This window comes from Candidatus Protochlamydia amoebophila UWE25 (assembly GCF_000011565.2).
In the GTDB taxonomy this organism is placed as follows: Bacteria; Chlamydiota; Chlamydiia; order Chlamydiales; family Parachlamydiaceae; genus Protochlamydia; species Protochlamydia amoebophila.
This window is the reverse complement of record NC_005861.2, coordinates 980,617-997,451: the sequence shown is the minus strand read 5'-3', so window position 1 is coordinate 997,451 and position 16,835 is coordinate 980,617. Positions and strand designations below refer to the sequence as shown.

14 protein-coding genes and 1 pseudogene are annotated in these 16,835 nt (G+C 34.3%); 9 read left to right on the top strand and 6 right to left on the bottom strand.

The window, feature by feature from the left end; translation table 11 throughout:
* Positions 1 to 65 precede the first annotated feature (65 nt).
* The 6 genes and pseudogenes from PC_RS03825 to PC_RS03800 all read left to right on the top strand — a co-directional run bounded on the left by PC_RS03825 (position 66) and on the right by PC_RS03800 (position 6,228).
* Positions 66 to 713, top strand: a complete 648-nt coding sequence (locus tag PC_RS03825) for a queuosine precursor transporter (RefSeq protein WP_052236338.1) — start codon at positions 66 to 68, stop codon at positions 711 to 713.
* On the top strand, positions 710 to 1,840 hold the full coding sequence (gene tgt / locus PC_RS03820; RefSeq protein ID WP_039357799.1) for a tRNA guanosine(34) transglycosylase Tgt: 1,131 nt from the start codon (positions 710 to 712) through the stop codon (positions 1,838 to 1,840). Before PC_RS03825 ends, tgt begins: the two co-directional genes overlap by 4 nt.
* Positions 1,841 to 2,260: 420 nt before the next feature.
* A pseudogene (gene mscL / locus PC_RS11100) lies at positions 2,261 to 2,706 on the top strand (large conductance mechanosensitive channel protein MscL).
* On the top strand, positions 2,693 to 3,991 hold the full coding sequence (locus PC_RS03810) for a DegT/DnrJ/EryC1/StrS family aminotransferase (protein ID WP_011175342.1): 1,299 nt from the start codon (positions 2,693 to 2,695) through the stop codon (positions 3,989 to 3,991). The pseudogene mscL and the gene PC_RS03810 overlap by 14 nt, the downstream one beginning before the upstream one ends.
* Complete coding sequence (locus PC_RS03805; protein ID WP_011175341.1) at positions 3,988 to 5,439, top strand: GMC oxidoreductase; 1,452 nt, start codon at positions 3,988 to 3,990, stop codon at positions 5,437 to 5,439. The genes PC_RS03810 and PC_RS03805 overlap by 4 nt, the downstream gene beginning before the upstream one ends.
* Before the next feature lie 51 nt (positions 5,440 to 5,490).
* Positions 5,491 to 6,228, top strand: a complete 738-nt coding sequence (locus PC_RS03800) for a hypothetical protein (RefSeq protein ID WP_011175340.1) — start codon at positions 5,491 to 5,493, stop codon at positions 6,226 to 6,228.
* A gap of 51 nt (positions 6,229 to 6,279) precedes the next feature.
* Here PC_RS03800 and PC_RS03795 read toward each other — a convergent pair whose 3' ends face one another.
* Together PC_RS03795 and PC_RS03785 are read right to left on the bottom strand one after the other, a co-directional pair.
* Positions 6,280 to 7,341, bottom strand: coding sequence for an NAD(P)-dependent alcohol dehydrogenase (locus tag PC_RS03795; RefSeq protein ID WP_044044902.1), 1,062 nt, complete (start codon positions 7,339 to 7,341; stop codon positions 6,280 to 6,282).
* A gap of 836 nt (positions 7,342 to 8,177) precedes the next feature.
* Positions 8,178 to 8,678, bottom strand: coding sequence for a SycD/LcrH family type III secretion system chaperone (locus PC_RS03785; RefSeq protein ID WP_011175337.1), 501 nt, complete (start codon positions 8,676 to 8,678; stop codon positions 8,178 to 8,180).
* 466 nt (positions 8,679 to 9,144) lie between these two features.
* Between PC_RS03785 and PC_RS03780 the strand changes: the two genes are divergently transcribed.
* Positions 9,145 to 9,462, top strand: coding sequence for a hypothetical protein (locus tag PC_RS03780; RefSeq protein ID WP_011175336.1), 318 nt, complete (start codon positions 9,145 to 9,147; stop codon positions 9,460 to 9,462).
* A 282-nt stretch (positions 9,463 to 9,744) separates the two neighbouring features.
* Positions 9,745 to 10,176: a hypothetical protein gene (locus PC_RS03775; RefSeq protein WP_011175334.1), complete on the top strand. Its 432-nt coding sequence runs from the start codon at positions 9,745 to 9,747 to the stop codon at positions 10,174 to 10,176.
* A gap of 18 nt (positions 10,177 to 10,194) precedes the next feature.
* Here PC_RS03775 and xerD read toward each other — a convergent pair whose 3' ends face one another.
* The 3 genes from xerD to PC_RS03760 form a co-directional block, all read right to left on the bottom strand.
* A complete protein-coding gene (gene xerD / locus PC_RS03770; protein WP_011175333.1) occupies positions 10,195 to 11,070 on the bottom strand; it encodes a site-specific tyrosine recombinase XerD in 876 nt (291 codons plus the stop codon).
* Positions 11,067 to 11,597, bottom strand: coding sequence for a hypothetical protein (locus PC_RS03765; protein WP_044044898.1), 531 nt, complete (start codon positions 11,595 to 11,597; stop codon positions 11,067 to 11,069). Before PC_RS03765 ends, xerD begins: the two co-directional genes overlap by 4 nt.
* Before the next feature lie 99 nt (positions 11,598 to 11,696).
* Positions 11,697 to 13,298 carry a glucose-6-phosphate isomerase gene (locus tag PC_RS03760; RefSeq protein ID WP_044044896.1) on the bottom strand — a complete coding sequence of 534 codons (1,602 nt, stop codon included), beginning with the start codon at positions 13,296 to 13,298 and terminating at the stop codon, positions 11,697 to 11,699.
* 263 nt (positions 13,299 to 13,561) lie between these two features.
* Here PC_RS03760 and PC_RS03755 point away from each other — a divergent pair, with 263 nt between their 5' ends.
* Entirely contained in the window at positions 13,562 to 14,449 is an 888-nt protein-coding gene (locus PC_RS03755) for a methionyl aminopeptidase (RefSeq protein ID WP_011175330.1), read from the top strand.
* Positions 14,450 to 14,606: 157 nt separating this feature from the next.
* Here PC_RS03755 and PC_RS03750 read toward each other — a convergent pair whose 3' ends face one another.
* Entirely contained in the window at positions 14,607 to 16,574 is a 1,968-nt protein-coding gene (locus PC_RS03750) for a coiled-coil domain-containing protein (protein ID WP_011175329.1), read from the bottom strand.
* Positions 16,575 to 16,835 lie beyond the last annotated feature (261 nt).

The following is a 16,835-nucleotide window of genomic DNA, read 5'->3' as shown; positions in this document are numbered from 1 at the left end:
TTTTGCAGGGATTAAATTTAACAAATCTACCTTCAAAAGCTTAAATATGATATAATATTTTGGTTATGAACGAGATTTTATTTTTTATTCAAACAATATTGATTATTAGCTTTGCTTTGATAGCTAAACGCTTAGGAAAGACTGCCTTGATTGCTTGGGTCGCTGTCCAAGCTCTGATCGCCAATCTATTTGTCCTCAAGCAAATTGTTTTGCTCGGGCTTGAAGTCACAGCAAGTGATGCATTTGCCATAGGCAGTTTACTAGGACTTAATTTTTTACAAGAATATCACGAAAAAGAAGACGCAAACCAAGCGACATGGATTTGTTTTTTCTTTATGATTTTTTTCGTTTTCGTTTCCCAAATCCATTTGCTTTATGAACCCAGCTTGAATGATACTTCACAACCTGCATTTTTAATGATTTTATCTGTCACCCCTCGTTTACTCCTTGCTTCGATGAGCGTCTTTTTTATTGTTCAGCAAATTGACATCCGTTTTTTTACATTCTTAAAAAGAAAGCTTCCGAATATAAGTTTTGCCTTTCGAGCAGCAATAGCGCTTATTTTATCTCAATTTTTAGATACATTTTTATTTAGCTTTGCTGGTTTATATGGAATTGTCTCTTCAGTGACAGACATTATTGTTGTCAGTTTTATGGTTAAATTAATTGTAATTTTTTGTTTTACTCCTTTTGTAAAGTGGGCCAATACATGACGTATTTTAAATTCGAACTTATCCATCGCTCTAAAAAATCACGCGCTCGCGTTGGTCGCATTCATACCCCTCACGGAATAATTGATACTCCCAATTTTGTTGCCGTCGGAACTAATGGAACAGTTAAAGCTTTGAACAACACCATGTTACATGACATCGGATTACAACTGATGTTTTGTAATACTTATCATATGATGCTTCAACCTGGAACTGATATTGTCAGACAAGCAGGCGGTTTACATTCTTTTATCCAACGAAAACTTCCGATCATTACCGATTCAGGAGGTTTCCAAGTATTTAGTCTAGCTTATGGCTCTGTCGCTGATGAATTAAAGAGTAGGGGAACCAAAAAGCAAGGGGGATGTGTTCTTAAAATTACGGAAGAAGGGGTCTTATTTCGTTCTTATCGAGACGGCTCTAAGGTTTTATTAACTCCCGAAAGTTCAATTAAAGCTCAAAAAGACTTGGGAGCTGACATTATCATTCCTTTTGATGAGCTCCCCCCTTATCATATAGCCCGCGATGCCTTAAAAAAATCTTTAGATCGAACTCATCGTTGGGAAAAACGATCTTTAGAGGCTCACTTAAAAAATCCTCAAGAGCAAGCCATGTACGCCGTGGTTCACGGAGGAATTGATCCAGATTTACGAAAAGAAAGCTGTGCTATTCTAACAGAACTTCCTTTTGATGGATTTGCAGTCGGGGGAAGCATGGGTAAAACCAAAGACGAAATGCATACACTTCTGTCTCTCACCCTCCCTCTTCTGCCTGAAGATAAACCAAATCACCTTTTAGGAATTGGAGACCTTCCATCTATCGAGCGAAGCGTTCCGCTTGGAATTGATACATTTGATAGCTCATACCCAACAAGAGCTGCTAGACATGGCATTTTATTGACTAAGCAAGGTCCATTAAATATCACCAAATCTGAGTATGCGACAAACTTTAATTCCATTGAAAAAGGATGCCTCTGCCCTGCCTGCCATCATTTTTCTCTCGCTTATATTCATCATCTTTTCAAAGCTCGAGAACTAACATGTATGAGTTTAGCCACAGTCCATAACCTTTATTTTATGGTTCAACTCATGGAAAAGTACCGGAAACAAATTCAAGAAGATTTGATTTAGCAGAAGGTAAATTTATGCTAAAATATAAAAAAATTATATGACGATTGTTTAATTTGACAATGAAGCAATGTTTTTTCACTAAAAAGTCATTAGCTTCATAATGTTGTTACCTTTAAAAAAAGAAAACCTTAAGAAATAAAAAAAGAATTTGAAATCTTTGCAATGGTTATTTTGATTAGTATTAAGAGTTGAGCTAATAACCAGGAAAAGTGTTTTAGAAAATATTTATCTATAATTCTAACTTGATTTATGCACAGAGCTGACTGCCAAAGAAAAATTAAATAAATTAACTTATCACACCCAAAAGTAGACCTAAAAGCTTTATTTTTTTCTCCTTTTATTAATACATCAATCCAACTTCATTGACATAATTCCCCTTTTTTAAGCATATAAAGTTAATTGCTTAATTAGGAGATTATGATGACTTGGTTAAAAGAGTTTAAAGAATTCGCCCTTCGTGGCAATAGGGTGGATTTAGCTATTGGAATCATCATCGGTGGGGTATTTAGCAAAGCCGTTAATTCTTTAGTCACCGATGTCATTATGCCTTTAATTGGTCTTCTATTAGGAGGCGCTGATTTTAGTGCTCTATCCTTAAAATTACATTTACCAGAAAGTGCTGCAGCTCCAGTTGCAGTAAAATATGGAATTTTCGTCAACACTTTGGTTGACCTACTGATTCTTTCTTCTGTAATCTTTATTGTGATCAAAGGAATGAACCGATTATATGAGAAAAGAAGTAAAGCTTCTTGTACAAGAGAATGTCCAGAATGTTTAATGACTATACCAATTCAAGCTAAAAATGTGGACATTGCACTCTAGACCTCGCTCAAAAAAAAGATTATTTAACTCATGTATTCAACTGAATTAGCTATTTTGGGTGGGCCAAAAGCTTTTAAAAAAGCTTTTGAAGAAAAATGGCAACGACCCAAAGATAAAGAAAAAAAACTCATTAATACATTAATTGATCGGGATGAATTATCAGGATCTGGATTTGGAATCAGTCTAGATTTTGAACAAGCTTTCGCTTCTTATATTGGATGTCAGTATTGCTTATCATTCAGTCATGGGACAGCTGCATTAATGGCCGCTTATTTTGCAGCTGGAATAGGGCCAGGAGATGAAGTTTTAACACCGGCTGTTGGTTATATCGCGAGTTACTCAGGGGCGATTCATATGGGGGCCCGCCCAATTTTCTGTGATATTGACCCCTCGTCCTTATTAATTAATCCTCAAGAAATTCAAAAAAAAATTTCTCTGCGTACCAAAGCTATCAATATTACAGATCTAAATGGACGTATTTGCGACCTTGATAAGATCCTTTCTCTTGCTAACCATAAAGGAATTCCTGTTGTTGAAGATGCCTCTCATGCTCATGGAGGATATTGGAATAAAAAAAAGATCGGTAATTTTTCGCATGCAACTTGCTTCAGTTTGCAAGGTGTCAATCCAATGGGTAAAGCTGTTGCTGGAGGCGAAGGGGGTGTTGTGTGTACAAATGATCAAGACATTTACCAAGCTATGCTGGCATACTGCCAATTGCATCGAAAAAATATCAAGCAAGAATTACACAATAGCCCTTTTGAAGTATTAGATAGTGAGGTGCTTGGGCTTAAGTGGAGAGCGCATCCCCTAGCCTTAGCGATTGCCCTAGTTTCATTAGAAAGTTTAGATTTCAGAAATCAGTGTCGAACAGACAATGCATGCTTAACTCAAAACGCTCTCAAAGACTTTTCATTTATCTCTTTTCCCCTTCTTAAAACAGAAGCTAAAGTCGGAGGCTTCTATGGAGGATTAAAAGTCATTTACAATCCTTCTCAATTAAATAATCTACCTTTTTCTACATTTATCCAAAGTTTAATCGAAGAAGGGGTGCCTATTATCAGTGTTGGGGTCGGTTCTTGTGAATACCGACGCACGCTTGCTCATACTGGATTTGATTTATGGGGAGAAGGAAGAGGGCCTTTAGGTCCTGCTTGGCAAGGATTAGAACCTTATCGACAGCTTGATAAGAAAAATTTTCCTATCGCAGAAGAAATGGATCAGCGAGTTTTTACGTTACCAAGTTTTATTCATGTCGAAAATGAATATTATGATTCTTTAAAAAGAGCATTTGAAAAAATACACTCTTATTATCAAAAGATCATATGATTACTTTCATTCAAGACTATATAGATTCTTCTATTCCAAAAGCAAAAGCTTGTATTATTGGAGCAGGAGCAGCTGGGATTGAAATAGCTACTCAGCTAGCTTCTTCATTTGGCTCCATTTTGCTTTTAGAAGCAGGTTTAGAAGAGTTTGATTTCGAAACACAAAAATTAACTTATTTTAAGCAGCAAGGAAAAAAAATTAGGTCCTTAGACCCACAAAATCCTTTTACTTTTGAAATGAGTAAAAAAGGTCAAACGCATTTAAAGCAGTATGGGGGGACATTAAATATTTGGGGAGGAAAATGGAAAACTCTTGATCCAATTGATTTTGAATCGAGGTTTGACTTGTCAGAAACAGCTTGGCCCATCACTTATCAAGATTTATATTCTTATTATGCTTCTATCGCGCAAGATTATCAAATATTAGATCTTACTTGGGCTAATGCTCATAACGCTGACCTCCCCTTTACAATTTCTCAATTACCTGGTTTTTCTCCGAGCTTAGATTTACTAGAAAAACATCCAACAAATAGTAAACATAAATTTCAAAAACAGCTCGCGTCCTCTTCAATCCAAGTAATTTTAGGAGCTCATGTTGTTAATATTGCGCTTTCAGAGAATTTAGATTCGGTTAAACATCTACATGTACGCTCCTTACGAGGACAGGATTGGCACGTTGAAGCACAATTTTACATTTTAGCGGCCGGATCAATAGAAAATGCCAAACTTCTTCTTAATTCTCGTTCTCAGTTAAAAAAAGGTGTAGGTAACCATAGTGATTGGGTAGGAAGAAATTTGCTCGACCATCCTAAAGGTTTTGGAGGATTACTTTTTCCTTATGATCAAAATGACATTATTGAAGGTCGTACTTTTTCTGACAAAAATAAAACTTTAGAAATAGGTATCTCTTTAAATCAGGAATTACTTAAAAAAGAGCGATTACCCAATCATTGTATAAACATCTTTCCTCGTATTGACCAAAATCAAATAGTTTATGCTACCAAATTTTATCTCGAACAGCTTCCAAATGCAAATAGCCATCTATTTTTAACAAATGAAAAAGATGCATTGAATCAGAATATTGTTTCTTTAGATTGGAAGTTTAGAAAAGAAGATTTAATTTGCTTTGAAAATTATCTCAAGATTTTTGCTAATCTTTTAAAAAAGCACCAAGTCGGAGAACTAAATATGAAAGCTGATGCTTTAACAATGGAAATTTTTAGAGATGCAAGTCACCAACTGGGAACGACTCGAATGGCTTTAAAAGCTCAAGATGGAGTTGTTGACTCAAATTGTCAAGTTTTTGGAGTAAATAATTTATTTATTGCTGGAAGTTCCATTTTTCCCACTGCCGGACATGCCAATCCGACATTGACAATCTTAGCCTTAGCTCGCAGACTTGCTGATCATTTAAAGCGAACTTATGGCAATATTTTTTTTAATTCTTGATAAATGATATAATAAAGAGAAAAAAATTAAAAATTCCTTCATTGGAGGTTTATGAAAAATGTTTACCACATCATTTTTATGGGGATAATGGGATTTGCTTTGCTTTCCTTCTCTTTGATTCAAGCACAAGTCGCTTATCCGTATACAAGCGGGCAAGCAGTTTTTGTTCAATCTCCTTACAATTCTTCTCTGTATACAAATTATGATTATAATTCGCGCCAAGGAACCGCTAATAGGCTTCCTGCGTACACGACAAACCAAGCTGTATTCGTGCAAAAACCTTATGTCTCGCAGCAAACAGTGACAGCCTTCCCTTCGACAGACTATTCTAATCTACCTAGCACAGAAAGCCGTTATACCTCTCCGAGTGCTTTTCCTTCTACTGTAGCTCCTCCTTATCCTTATACAAGTTCGGCTACATCTATCAGTGGCCGTTATACAACGACGACACAAAACCCGACTTACAATTACCCTTATCCTACTTCAAGCTATACCTCTACGAGCAGTTATCCCTATACTTCAACAACTCCGATAACGAACTATCCTTCCACAACTATTCAACAACAGCCTGTTAATTCCTCCACAAATTCACAAATTCCCATAAACAGTGGGCAATATTACCAAACCATTCCTAGCGCTCAAAAGACAGGGGTAAAGCAGCCCATTAATGCATCTTCAGTCATTTACAATAATGCCTATCCTGTTACCACCGTTTCGCAATACCCTTATCCTACAACAACAACCGCGACTCCTGAAACTATTATTCAATCTACCTCGCAAAAAAAATAATCATTCAACCTGCTACCAATGAGTTTACTTACACATTGGTAGCTTGCATCCCTACTTTTTCAAAGATACGCTGTCTATGACAAAGCGGTATTTAACATCACCCTTTAGCATGCGCTCATAAGCGTCATTGATTTTCTCGATCGGGATGACTTCCACATCGGCCGTAATTCGACGCTTCGCGCAGAAGTCGAGCATTTCTTGCGTTTCTTGAATTCCTCCAATTAAAGATCCTGCAATTTGCCTACGTTTAAAAATAAGTTGGCTGACAGTAGGAGAAGGATGAGGAAATTCAGGAGCACCCACCAAACATAAAGTTCCCTCTCTTTTTAATAAAGCAATCAAAGGATCTAAATTATGGGAAGCGGCCACTGTATCGAGGATAAAATCAAAAGTAGCGTTATGTTTTTTAACATCTTCTTCATTTTTTGAAATAACAACCTCATCAGCTCCTAATCTTTTCGCATCCTGTTCTTTATTTTTTGATGTAGTAAAAAGGACAACATGAGCTTCCATTGCATGGGCTAATTTGATGGCCATGTGCCCAAGACCTCCGAGACCAACGACGCCTACTTTACTTCCCTTTCCAACATTCCAATGCTTCAAAGGTGAGTAAGTCGTAATTCCTGCACAAAGTAAAGGAGCTACACCTGGATAATCTTTTTCTTTAAATTCTTTTGGAACATGAAGAACAAATTGATGGTCTACAACGATTTGGGTTGAATAGCCTCCTTGTGTAATGGATTGATCATACTTATCATAGCTATTATAGGTAAAAACTGGTCCATTTTCACAATATTGCTCTAAATGTTCTTTACAACTAGAGCAAGTTCGACAAGAATCGACCATACATCCAACAGCAACTACGTCATCTTTTTTAAAATCTTTAACATCTTTACCAACTTCTAAAACTCTTCCCACAATCTCATGACCAGGAACAAAAGGATAAATTGTACTTTTCCATTCATTGCGCGCTGTATGTAAATCGGAATGGCAAACCCCACAATATAGAATTTCTATTTGCACATCCTCTGATCTTAATTCGCGTCGATCAAATGTGAATGGAGTTAAAGGTGTTGTCGCTTGCTGAGCGGCATATCCTGAAACTTTAACCATAGTTAGCTCCTTTAACGTTTTTAAACAGATTAAACCAATTAAAACTCTTATATATTGAAATAACAAAATACATCATGTCTTGATTTCTAGATAATCATCTTGCAGATGTCAATCTTTTTTTAAGAAGCTGAATAATTGAGGATGGGTAACCTCAGAATTCTTTCTTAATAAAGAAAAAAGTCGGTAATAAATTGAATTTATCTAGCTTAAAATGAAGACAGTGAACCTTAGAATTTTCTGAGGAAATGGAATTATTATGGTTTAATAAAACAGCAGTCATGGCTTTATTAACACAAACAGCTTGCTGATTTAATCGCGCAAGCTCTAGCTGTTTTAGATAAAAAAAATTAAAAAGAAAATCGCAGAATTTAGCAGAATTTATTTGTATAAAAAGGGGTGCACAATTAATTGGCAACAAAAGTTTTTACAATTATCTTCCTGAATCGAAAAGTTAACAAAGAAAACCAATACCTTCATGTTAAAACACCTGCAAAATTTTTTCTTTGATAATTCTTACCAAGTCAAAAGCTATTTGCACTGGTTTTCTTCCACATCAAAAACGCTTTACAAAACTAACTATTGAATTTGAGATTTTAATTTTTTTCTTCCCATTTGGTGACTTCTGACGCAGCCACTCAATTAATAAAAAATTATCTTAATGATGAAGCCCCCCCTCTTCCTGTAAAATACGTGTATTTTGATAAACGTAATAGTAAAGGTTTCTTCTTACTCCATCTTTTTTGATTCGAATGCATAAGTAAGGATTGCAAAATTTTATCTAACAGTGACAGCTTCTTTCAAATCAGTGTAGAGAGGCAAAGATCACGAGTTTAAAATTAATCGTTTAATAAAATACGTTTTGCCTCTTCAGCTTGTTTTTTCAAATCTGTATATTCTTCAGATTCTCCCGCTGTTTCAATAGCTAAATCTAAAGCTTGCAAAGCACTTTCGCGATCATGGATGGCAAATAAGCATTTTGCTAAATAAAAATAGGGTACAGGGCTGTTGATATCACAAAAAGCTGCTAGTTCGTAAGCATCAATAGCAGCTTCGTAATTTTGACACATTTGAGTAGCCATCCCCAAACCCAGCCAATAATCGTGAATATAGGGATTTAAAGTCGCTAAAAATAAAAAGGCGTGTGCGGCATCTTCATAGCGTTTATGCTCAAATAAATAATAAGCTGCTCCATAAAACTTTGCCATCGTGGAATCTTGAAGTTCCATGATCTGTTGAGCAGTTTTACCTTCTGCCAACTCTTTTTTGAGAAGTTTTTTATTCTTTAATTTTTCTTTAGCTTTTTCTGATAACTGAAACTCACTTACATCATCTTTCATAATCTTTTTCCAAATGTATTGTCGGAGAATTCGAAAGTTTAAAATTTTATTACTCAAAAAATATCTAGACATTCTGACTCAAAGCCGTCAAATTTGTTAACCTATTAGAAATCTTTTAACATGTCAAATTTTTCTTTGTTGCTTCAATAAATATTTAGCTCGCTAAAGCTTGGGTTTTTTCACTTGAAAGTTGAAATATTTATAAATAAAATAATTTATATTTTAAATTTATTAGATTTGGTCTTTTTTTTATATTAGTTCTATTAATAAAATAATTATCATTTTATTCTTGTCAAAATAGAAGTCATGGATTAAAGTCAGACCCTATTATCATTTATCTATGTGTTAAATTTAAGCTTTTTCAGATTGACCAGAGAAATGATTTCTGCAAATGATAAGGTTAAAAGAACACAGAATGAATAAAAAATTTTAGCAATCACCCATTTTTAAAGGACGGTGTATATTTATGAGCCAAGATTTCATTCAATTGCCAGAATTATCCGAAATTAAAGAAGATTTAGTTTTAGCGAGACAAGATATCAGTTCAGCTGTTCAAGAAGATGACTCTTTAGAACCTATTGGTAAATTTGTTGAAGAAGTGATCACAATTATTGAAAATAAAGCCTCTTCTCTTTCAGCTGGTAAGCCATTAGATACAAAAACTAAAGTAGATATTGCTGCTCACTTAACCTTACTAAATAGTTTAATGGACGAAATTTTTTTGAGTAATTTAGAAGATGAATTTACTGAAGAAGAAGAAGTTGAAAGCGAAGACGATCGCTAATATTTTTTTATTTGAAATGAATCTGAGTATGGGAATCTGCATTCCCTACTCTTATCCTTACATTTCCTACCTAACCGCACAATTTTACATTTATTTATATGATAATCTTTGTAAAGGCTTAAGCTCAATTAAATACCTATTGTCAAAAAAATTAAAAACTATATATTATAATGTCCTTATAATTCATCGAATTTAACGCGATTTTATTATTGAATAATGAAAATTTAAACTTTAGCTAAGATAATTTGAGCTCTTAAATCATTTTCTAACTAGGAAATATTCATGCTTGATAGAATTCAATATTATACCAATCATACTTTAGTTGGCTCAACGATAGATGCAGCTGAAATTTTAACCGACATCACAACGAAAATTGCTCATCGTGTAGCCCTAGACGTTATCATTCAATCTATTAGCGTTGTTTGTCTCCTTTACCTTCATCCTAATCTATTTCTAATGGGTTTTACTATAGGGGTTGTTCTTGAACGTCATGTACGCGAAATTGTAGAAAAAGTTAATATAATTTACTCTGCTCAAAAATCCTTTGCTGAACAGATCGCTTTTTGGGGTATAGGAACATTCGTTGCTGTTTATACTCTACCAACATCAATTGTCATCGCGACGCTTTATTATTCAGCGAAATGTGGAACATATCTTTTCCATCGCTGCAAGCAACGTCAACAACCTAATTCAGCGAATGCAGTTGTACCTTAACAACAAATTTAAATTTCTTCAATTTCTCGGATGAAAAGCTTGAAAAGCTTGTTGTAAGCGTATTTGACTAACATGAGTATATCGATCTGTGCTATTGATGCTTGCGTGTCCAAGCATATCTTGAATAACCCTTAAGTCTGCCCCATGATCTAATAAATGAGTCGCAAACGTATGCCGAAAAGTATGAGGAGAAATGGATTTGAAGATAGATGCTTGACGGGCATAAAATTTGACAAGTTTCCAAACAAGAGCACGAGTAAGCGGTTTACTTTTTTTCGTGATAAAAAGGAATTCATTTCTGGAATTTTCTCCCCCTTCTCTAAAAGACAAATAACCATCGATGGCTGCAATTGCCTGTTGCCCGATGGGAACAATTCTTTCTTTTCCACCTTTTCCTAAAACTCGCACAAAAGTATCGTCCACATCATAAATTTTCAATTGGCAAAGTTCTGATACTCGTAATCCACAAGCATATAAAGTTTCTAAAATTGCTTTATCTCGTGCTCCTCTCCATGTTTGAATGTTAGGTATGGCTAATATACGATCTATTTCTTCTAAAGAAAGAACATCTGGAATTAATTGCCAAAGTTTAGGGGTTTCCATCAGAAGAAGAATATTTGTCGTAATCATTCCTTCTCGTTTTAAAAAGCGAAATAAAACTTTAATGGCGATAAGAGCTCGACAAATAGAAGCTGAGGCGTAATGTTGTTGTTGTTTTAAAGCTAAATAATCAATTATAGCTTGCAAATGAATCTGTGACCAATTATTTACTGAACGTTGTTTCAAAAAGGTTGCAAAAGAGAAAAGGTCTCTTCGATAAGCCTCTAAAGTATTTTGAGCTAATCCTTTTTCTGAAGCTAAATAAATAAAAAAATCTTCTAAGTCTCTAATCATAAGTGTTGAGACTTAATTTTTTGGCCATCACCTAACTTTTCGGCTAATTTTTTTTGTACTTTTTCTGTTTCTAAAGTGGTAAGAGGGAAAATTTTAATTGTCAAAAATTCATCTTGATGGGCAATTTCGTATAATCCCCATTGACTTCCTTCTTTTTCAAATTCTTGTCTTAATATTAATTTTTTTGAATGAGAAAGAAATACACTTAAAATAAAAATTTCTTCCTCATTTTGAGAGGGGTGTTCAAGTAGCTCTTTTAAAAGATGTAAAGCGCGATCGAAACGTAAAGAAGGCACTTCATTTTTTTTATGCTCAATTTTTGATTTCCAAAAACCCTTTTTTTTCAAAAATAGCTCCGATTTAAGTGCATGAGGCCAACAAGCAGCACAAAAATCTTGTCGAATCACTTGTTGATCTTCCCCTTCAACAATTAACGAATAATATTCCATGCCTGCTTGAAGTCTTTCCGCGTGACCAGAACATAATCCATTGCGTTTAGGAATCTCAATTTGAAATAAAGAATTCATTTCCATCCACTTATTTTTCACTCATAGCTCGCATAAACAAAACAATAAGTTTAATACTTAAATGATGCCCAAGCCATAAACCCGAGATTTAGATCTATATTAGCTAAAATGATCTAAATGTTTCAAGTAAGCTTCACCAATTGCAAAAGAAGAAGGTTTTGTTTTTTTTCTTTGATTAGCAAACTCATTTATTAAACGATTAGCTAAAACTTTGCCTAATTGAACCCCTTCTTGATCAAATGAATTAATTCCCCAAATAAATCCTTGAAAAGCCACTTTATTTTCAAAAAAAGAAAGGAGAGCCCCTAAAGTATAAGGAGTAAGTTTTTTAGCCAATAAAATATTTGTCGGTCTATTTCCTAAAAATGTTTTGTTTGGGTTCTCTGAGATTTGCCCTGTTGCTAAAGCAAGACTTTGAGCAAAAAGATTTGATAATAACTTTTCTTGAGAAGTTGTACCTTGAAATTCTAGATCCTCTCCGTAAAGATTTTCTTTGAAGGCAATAATACTCACGGGAACCGTCGCTGTTCCTTGATGAATTAATTGAAAGAAAGAATGTTGCGAGTTCGTCCCGGGTTCACCCCAAATAATTGGTCCAGTGTGAAAGTTAGTCATGATCCCTTGCTGATCAATATGCTTTCCATTAGATTCCATGTCTACTTGTTGAATATGAGCAGTGTATCGCAATAATGCTTGAGAGTAGGGAATTAAAGCCACAGTAGGGTAATCTAAAAAATTGCGATTCCAAATCCCTAAAAGGGCAGCTAATAAAGGTAAATTTTTATTCAAATTGGTTTCTAAAGCAATTCTATCCATTTCATGCGCACCTTTAAGAAATTCCCAAAAGGTATTGATTCCAAAGGCAAAAGATAACATTAAAGCTCCGCACATGGAAGTTGTTGAGTAACGTCCTCCTATCCAATCCCACATATAAAAAGTTTTGAGATATTGTTCTTGGTTATCCATTGGTGTTCCAGGCATTGTGATTGAAACAAAATGTTTTTTAGGATCTAGACCCGCCTGTCTAAATTTTTCGCGCACCAATTCTTCATTAGTTGCTGTTTCAAGCGTTGTGCCAGATTTTGAAACAACAGCAACAAGCGTTCTCTTTAAATCAGGAATTTTTCTAAAAACACCTGCTACATCATCAGGATCTACATTGGAAATAAAATGAACATGATGACCGGGTTTTAAAAGGTGCTCCAGAGCATGATAATGAGCTCGTGGCCCTAAATCAGACCCTCCAATGGCAACTGTAACAAGATCTGTAAAATGATAATTCTGATCATTTTTTTCTAAAAATTGACGAAGTTTTTCAAGCTCAGCTTTCGCCAATTGAGCCGCTTCTTGAGCTTTTTTAGCGGTCCTAGGATAGTCAAATAAATCTCTTGTTGCTGTGTGCAATGCCGGTCGATTTTCTGAAGGAAACCTCTCTATAAAATTCATTACCTCCCCATCTTGCATGCGATTCATTTTATCTAAAGCATGAGATTCTTCAGACAATTGTTTTAACGCGGCCAAAACATCATTTGTTACTCTTTCTGTTCCGTAAAGTAGTTTAAATCCACCAGCTTCCGCGACATATTGTGTTACTCTTTCTGGAGTAAGTTCTTTAGTTAAATCAAGAGGATGCTTAGCTAATTCTTGAAGCTTTTTACTAGCAGAATAATTAAAAAAATGAGATGGGGACGTTTTTGACATGCGAAACTCCAAATAAGAAAAAGGGGTTGCTATCTAACTTTTCTTAAGCATTCATTGAGAAAGCTTTTTTCATTTTATGCCTAAGAAGAATTCTCTAATGTTTTATGCAACTTAATGAATTTATTAAAAATATGCAATCATTTGTCTGAAACATATACTCATTTTTTGCAAACTTTGTTTAGCATATGAAGGTTGCTTAAAAGATAATTTTTTAGATATCCTTATTTTAAATAAGGATTATTGAATGCAGAAAGGAATTTTTTATGATCGGTAGAAACGATATATGTTGGTGTGGAAGTGGTCAAAAATGGAAAAAATGTCATTATCCAAATGAAAGCTCTCCACAAAGAAAATCTAAAGAAAGCACCCGTGAAGAATACTTACGCCAACATCGCATCATTATTAAAGATCAAAAACAAATTGATGGAATCCGAGCATCTTGTCATCTAGCAAGTCGTATCTTAGAAGCAGCATGCGCTAAAGCAAAAGTGGGTGTCACAACACAAGAGCTCAATGATTACGCTCATAAACTGCATGATGCTGCAGGTGCGATTCCAGCTCCTTTAAATTATGGGCATCCTCCCTTTCCCAAAAGTATTTGTACCTCTTTAAATGATGTTATTTGCCATGGCATTCCAAATGAAATTCCTCTTAAAGAGGGTGATATTTTAAATATTGACGTGACATGCATTTTAAATGGTTATTATGGCGACTGCAGTGCCATGGTGATGATTGGCGAAGTTGACACAGAAAAACGACTCGTTGTTGACGTCTCTTATAATTGTTTAATGTGTGCGATAGAGATAATAAAACCAGGGATTGCCATTTCAGCAATTGGAGAGGTAATAGAAAATTATGCTCATTCAAAGAACTGTTCAGTTGTTTATCAATTTGTTGGGCATGGTGTCGGTATCAATTTTCATGAAGGACCTCAAATTTCTCATCATCGCAATTATAATTCTATTCTTCTCGTTCCTGGGATGACATTTACAATTGAACCGATGATCAATGCTGGTTCAAGAGAAGCAATTATTGATCCTATTGACCAGTGGACGGCAAGAACAAAAGACGGGAAAGCAAGTGCACAGTGGGAACACACGCTTTTAGTCACAGAAGATGGTCATGAAATTTTGACAAATTGGAAAAGATAGTTTTTGTAAGTTTATTCGAATTTCAATAGTTATTTCTTGCTTTTATAGCTAAATTTTTGATTCAGTCTCAAATCAACCTCTCACTATTTGGTGTAAAGCTGCTGATAGTTTATAGGGATTCTAAATGAATAAACCAACCCCAAGTTTTGAGATAAATCTAGCATTGTTTCAATAAAATGGAGATCAAATCTGACATTTCGTCTATTTCATCCTTATAATCTGAAATGGCTTTCTCATACTCTACCGATAAAATATGTAAATCTTTTTGTAAAAACCTTTCATTTTCGGAAAAATCAAAAATCTGTTCTTCTTCGATAGACTTGTATAAGCTAGTCATTTTTTCTTGAGTCAAAAAGAGCTCTTGTCGTGTTTTGTCAAGGACCATTGATTTTTCTTGAAATTGCTTTCTAAGTTGAAGATAAAGGCCTTCCATTTTGCGAAATTGAATTTCCGTAAAATTTTTATGCTGTTCAGATAATTGAAAAGAGCTTGTTTTTTCTTGTAACTCTAAAAATTCTTTTTTAAGTTGATCGACAGTTTTTTCTAGCAACTGATTATTTTCTGTCATTAAAATCAATTGGTTTTCTACAGTTTTTAACTGATCTACTTCTTGTTGACTCTGTTTCAATTGCTCAGTGATCAGACCTAATTCTTGTTCTAATCCGAGCTTACTTTGTTTTAATAAATCTATTTCGATCAGATGCTGATTGCTTTCATCTAGCTCTTGTTTGTAAGTTAAAAGCTTTTTACGAAGCTCCTCTAAATCTTGCTCTAATTCTTGATTTAATTCTTGAGACAACTGAAGCTGCACTTGAATTTTTTGAATTTTCTCGCCTTGAGCCTGGTAATTTAAGGTTTGACTATTTAAATCATCAATTTCTTGCATTAATTGATTTAACTGCCCCCGTAGTTGGTTTTGTTGAAATAGGTGCTGTTGTTCAAGTGTGTCTTTTTCTTGATCATGTTGAGTTTGAAGCTGCTCTAACTTGTACTTTAAATCTTCCCCATGTTTTTTTAAAATTTCTTCTCCAACAAGTTGATTTTGCAATGAAATCTTTGTTTCTGCATGCAACTGAATTTCAGTTTCTCTTTGCTCCAACAATTGTTCCAATTGTTGAATTTTATGGGTTTGTATTTGAATAAATGATTCATTTTGCTGAATAAGAAAAGTTGTTCGCTCCAATTGAGTTTGCACAGATATTAGATGGGATTGAATATCATTTTTCTCATTTTCTAAACATTGGTATTGATCATGAAAATTTTTAATTAAAATCTGGTGGCTTTCGATTTCTTTTTGAGAATCTTCACACTGTTTTAAGTATTCTTTTTCATTCTGCTGGCTTTTATAAAAAACTTCCAATAAGTGCTCATGATCTTTTTTGAGTTCTTGAAATTGCGAATCAATGAGTTCTTTTTCTTCTTCTAAGTTAGAGATATTTTGTTTAAGTTTAGAAATTGTACTTGCTGAATCCGTATTGATATATTCTTGTAAATGCATTTCTGAATCATGCAATTTTTCATTCAACTGAGCAATTGACTGCTTTTTGTAAAATAGTTCCTGTAAAAGTTTGTCATGTTCACTTTTGAAGTGAGAAAGTTCATCTTTAGAAAGTAAAGCGAGCTTATAAAATGTCTGTTTTTCATCTTGAATTTGCGTAAGATCATTTGTAAGAGATATAACCTGGCCTTGAATGGATTCCTTTTCTACAAACCAGGTATGTTCCATTGTCTTTAGCTTTTCTTCTAAACGTAAAAAATTGTCTAAACGGCTTTGAGACTCAAGTTGTAATTTATCAACCAACCCCTCAACCTCTTCTAAAGACAGGGTCAAAACAATGAAAGAAAAGGCCATTGCTAAAGCCATTCCAACGTGCCAAAATTGCTCATCCAAATCAATCGAAAGATAGCCTACAACAGAAAAAGATAACAGACAGCCAAGTGCAGCTGCCATGCCCTTTATTTTCCATTTGACACATAGAGGAATTCCAATTAAAGCACTTAAAGGAAAATACCAATGTGAAGAGACCTTAAAAAGTAAAACAGCTATCGAGAGAAGAATTAAAAATGGACCTAAAAGTGACCAAAATTGAACTTGATTTTCCACTCTCTTTTCTAAAACATTCACAATGAGATTCCTTCATTTCATTAACTGCTAATTGCGTACGCATAAAATTAAAACTTTAATCTAAAATAATTTGAAGCTGTAGTTCTATTGAATCAAACTAAGAAAGCCTTTTTCAACTGATTTAAATTAAAAGATTTAATTCTACTTTTTTATATGCATAAAATAAATAATAAGAGAAAACATGCACATTTTTCTGATTATTATATAAAAAAGAAAGAAAAAACAGAACAGAGTTCTTGTAAAACTTGTTTTATGTATAAA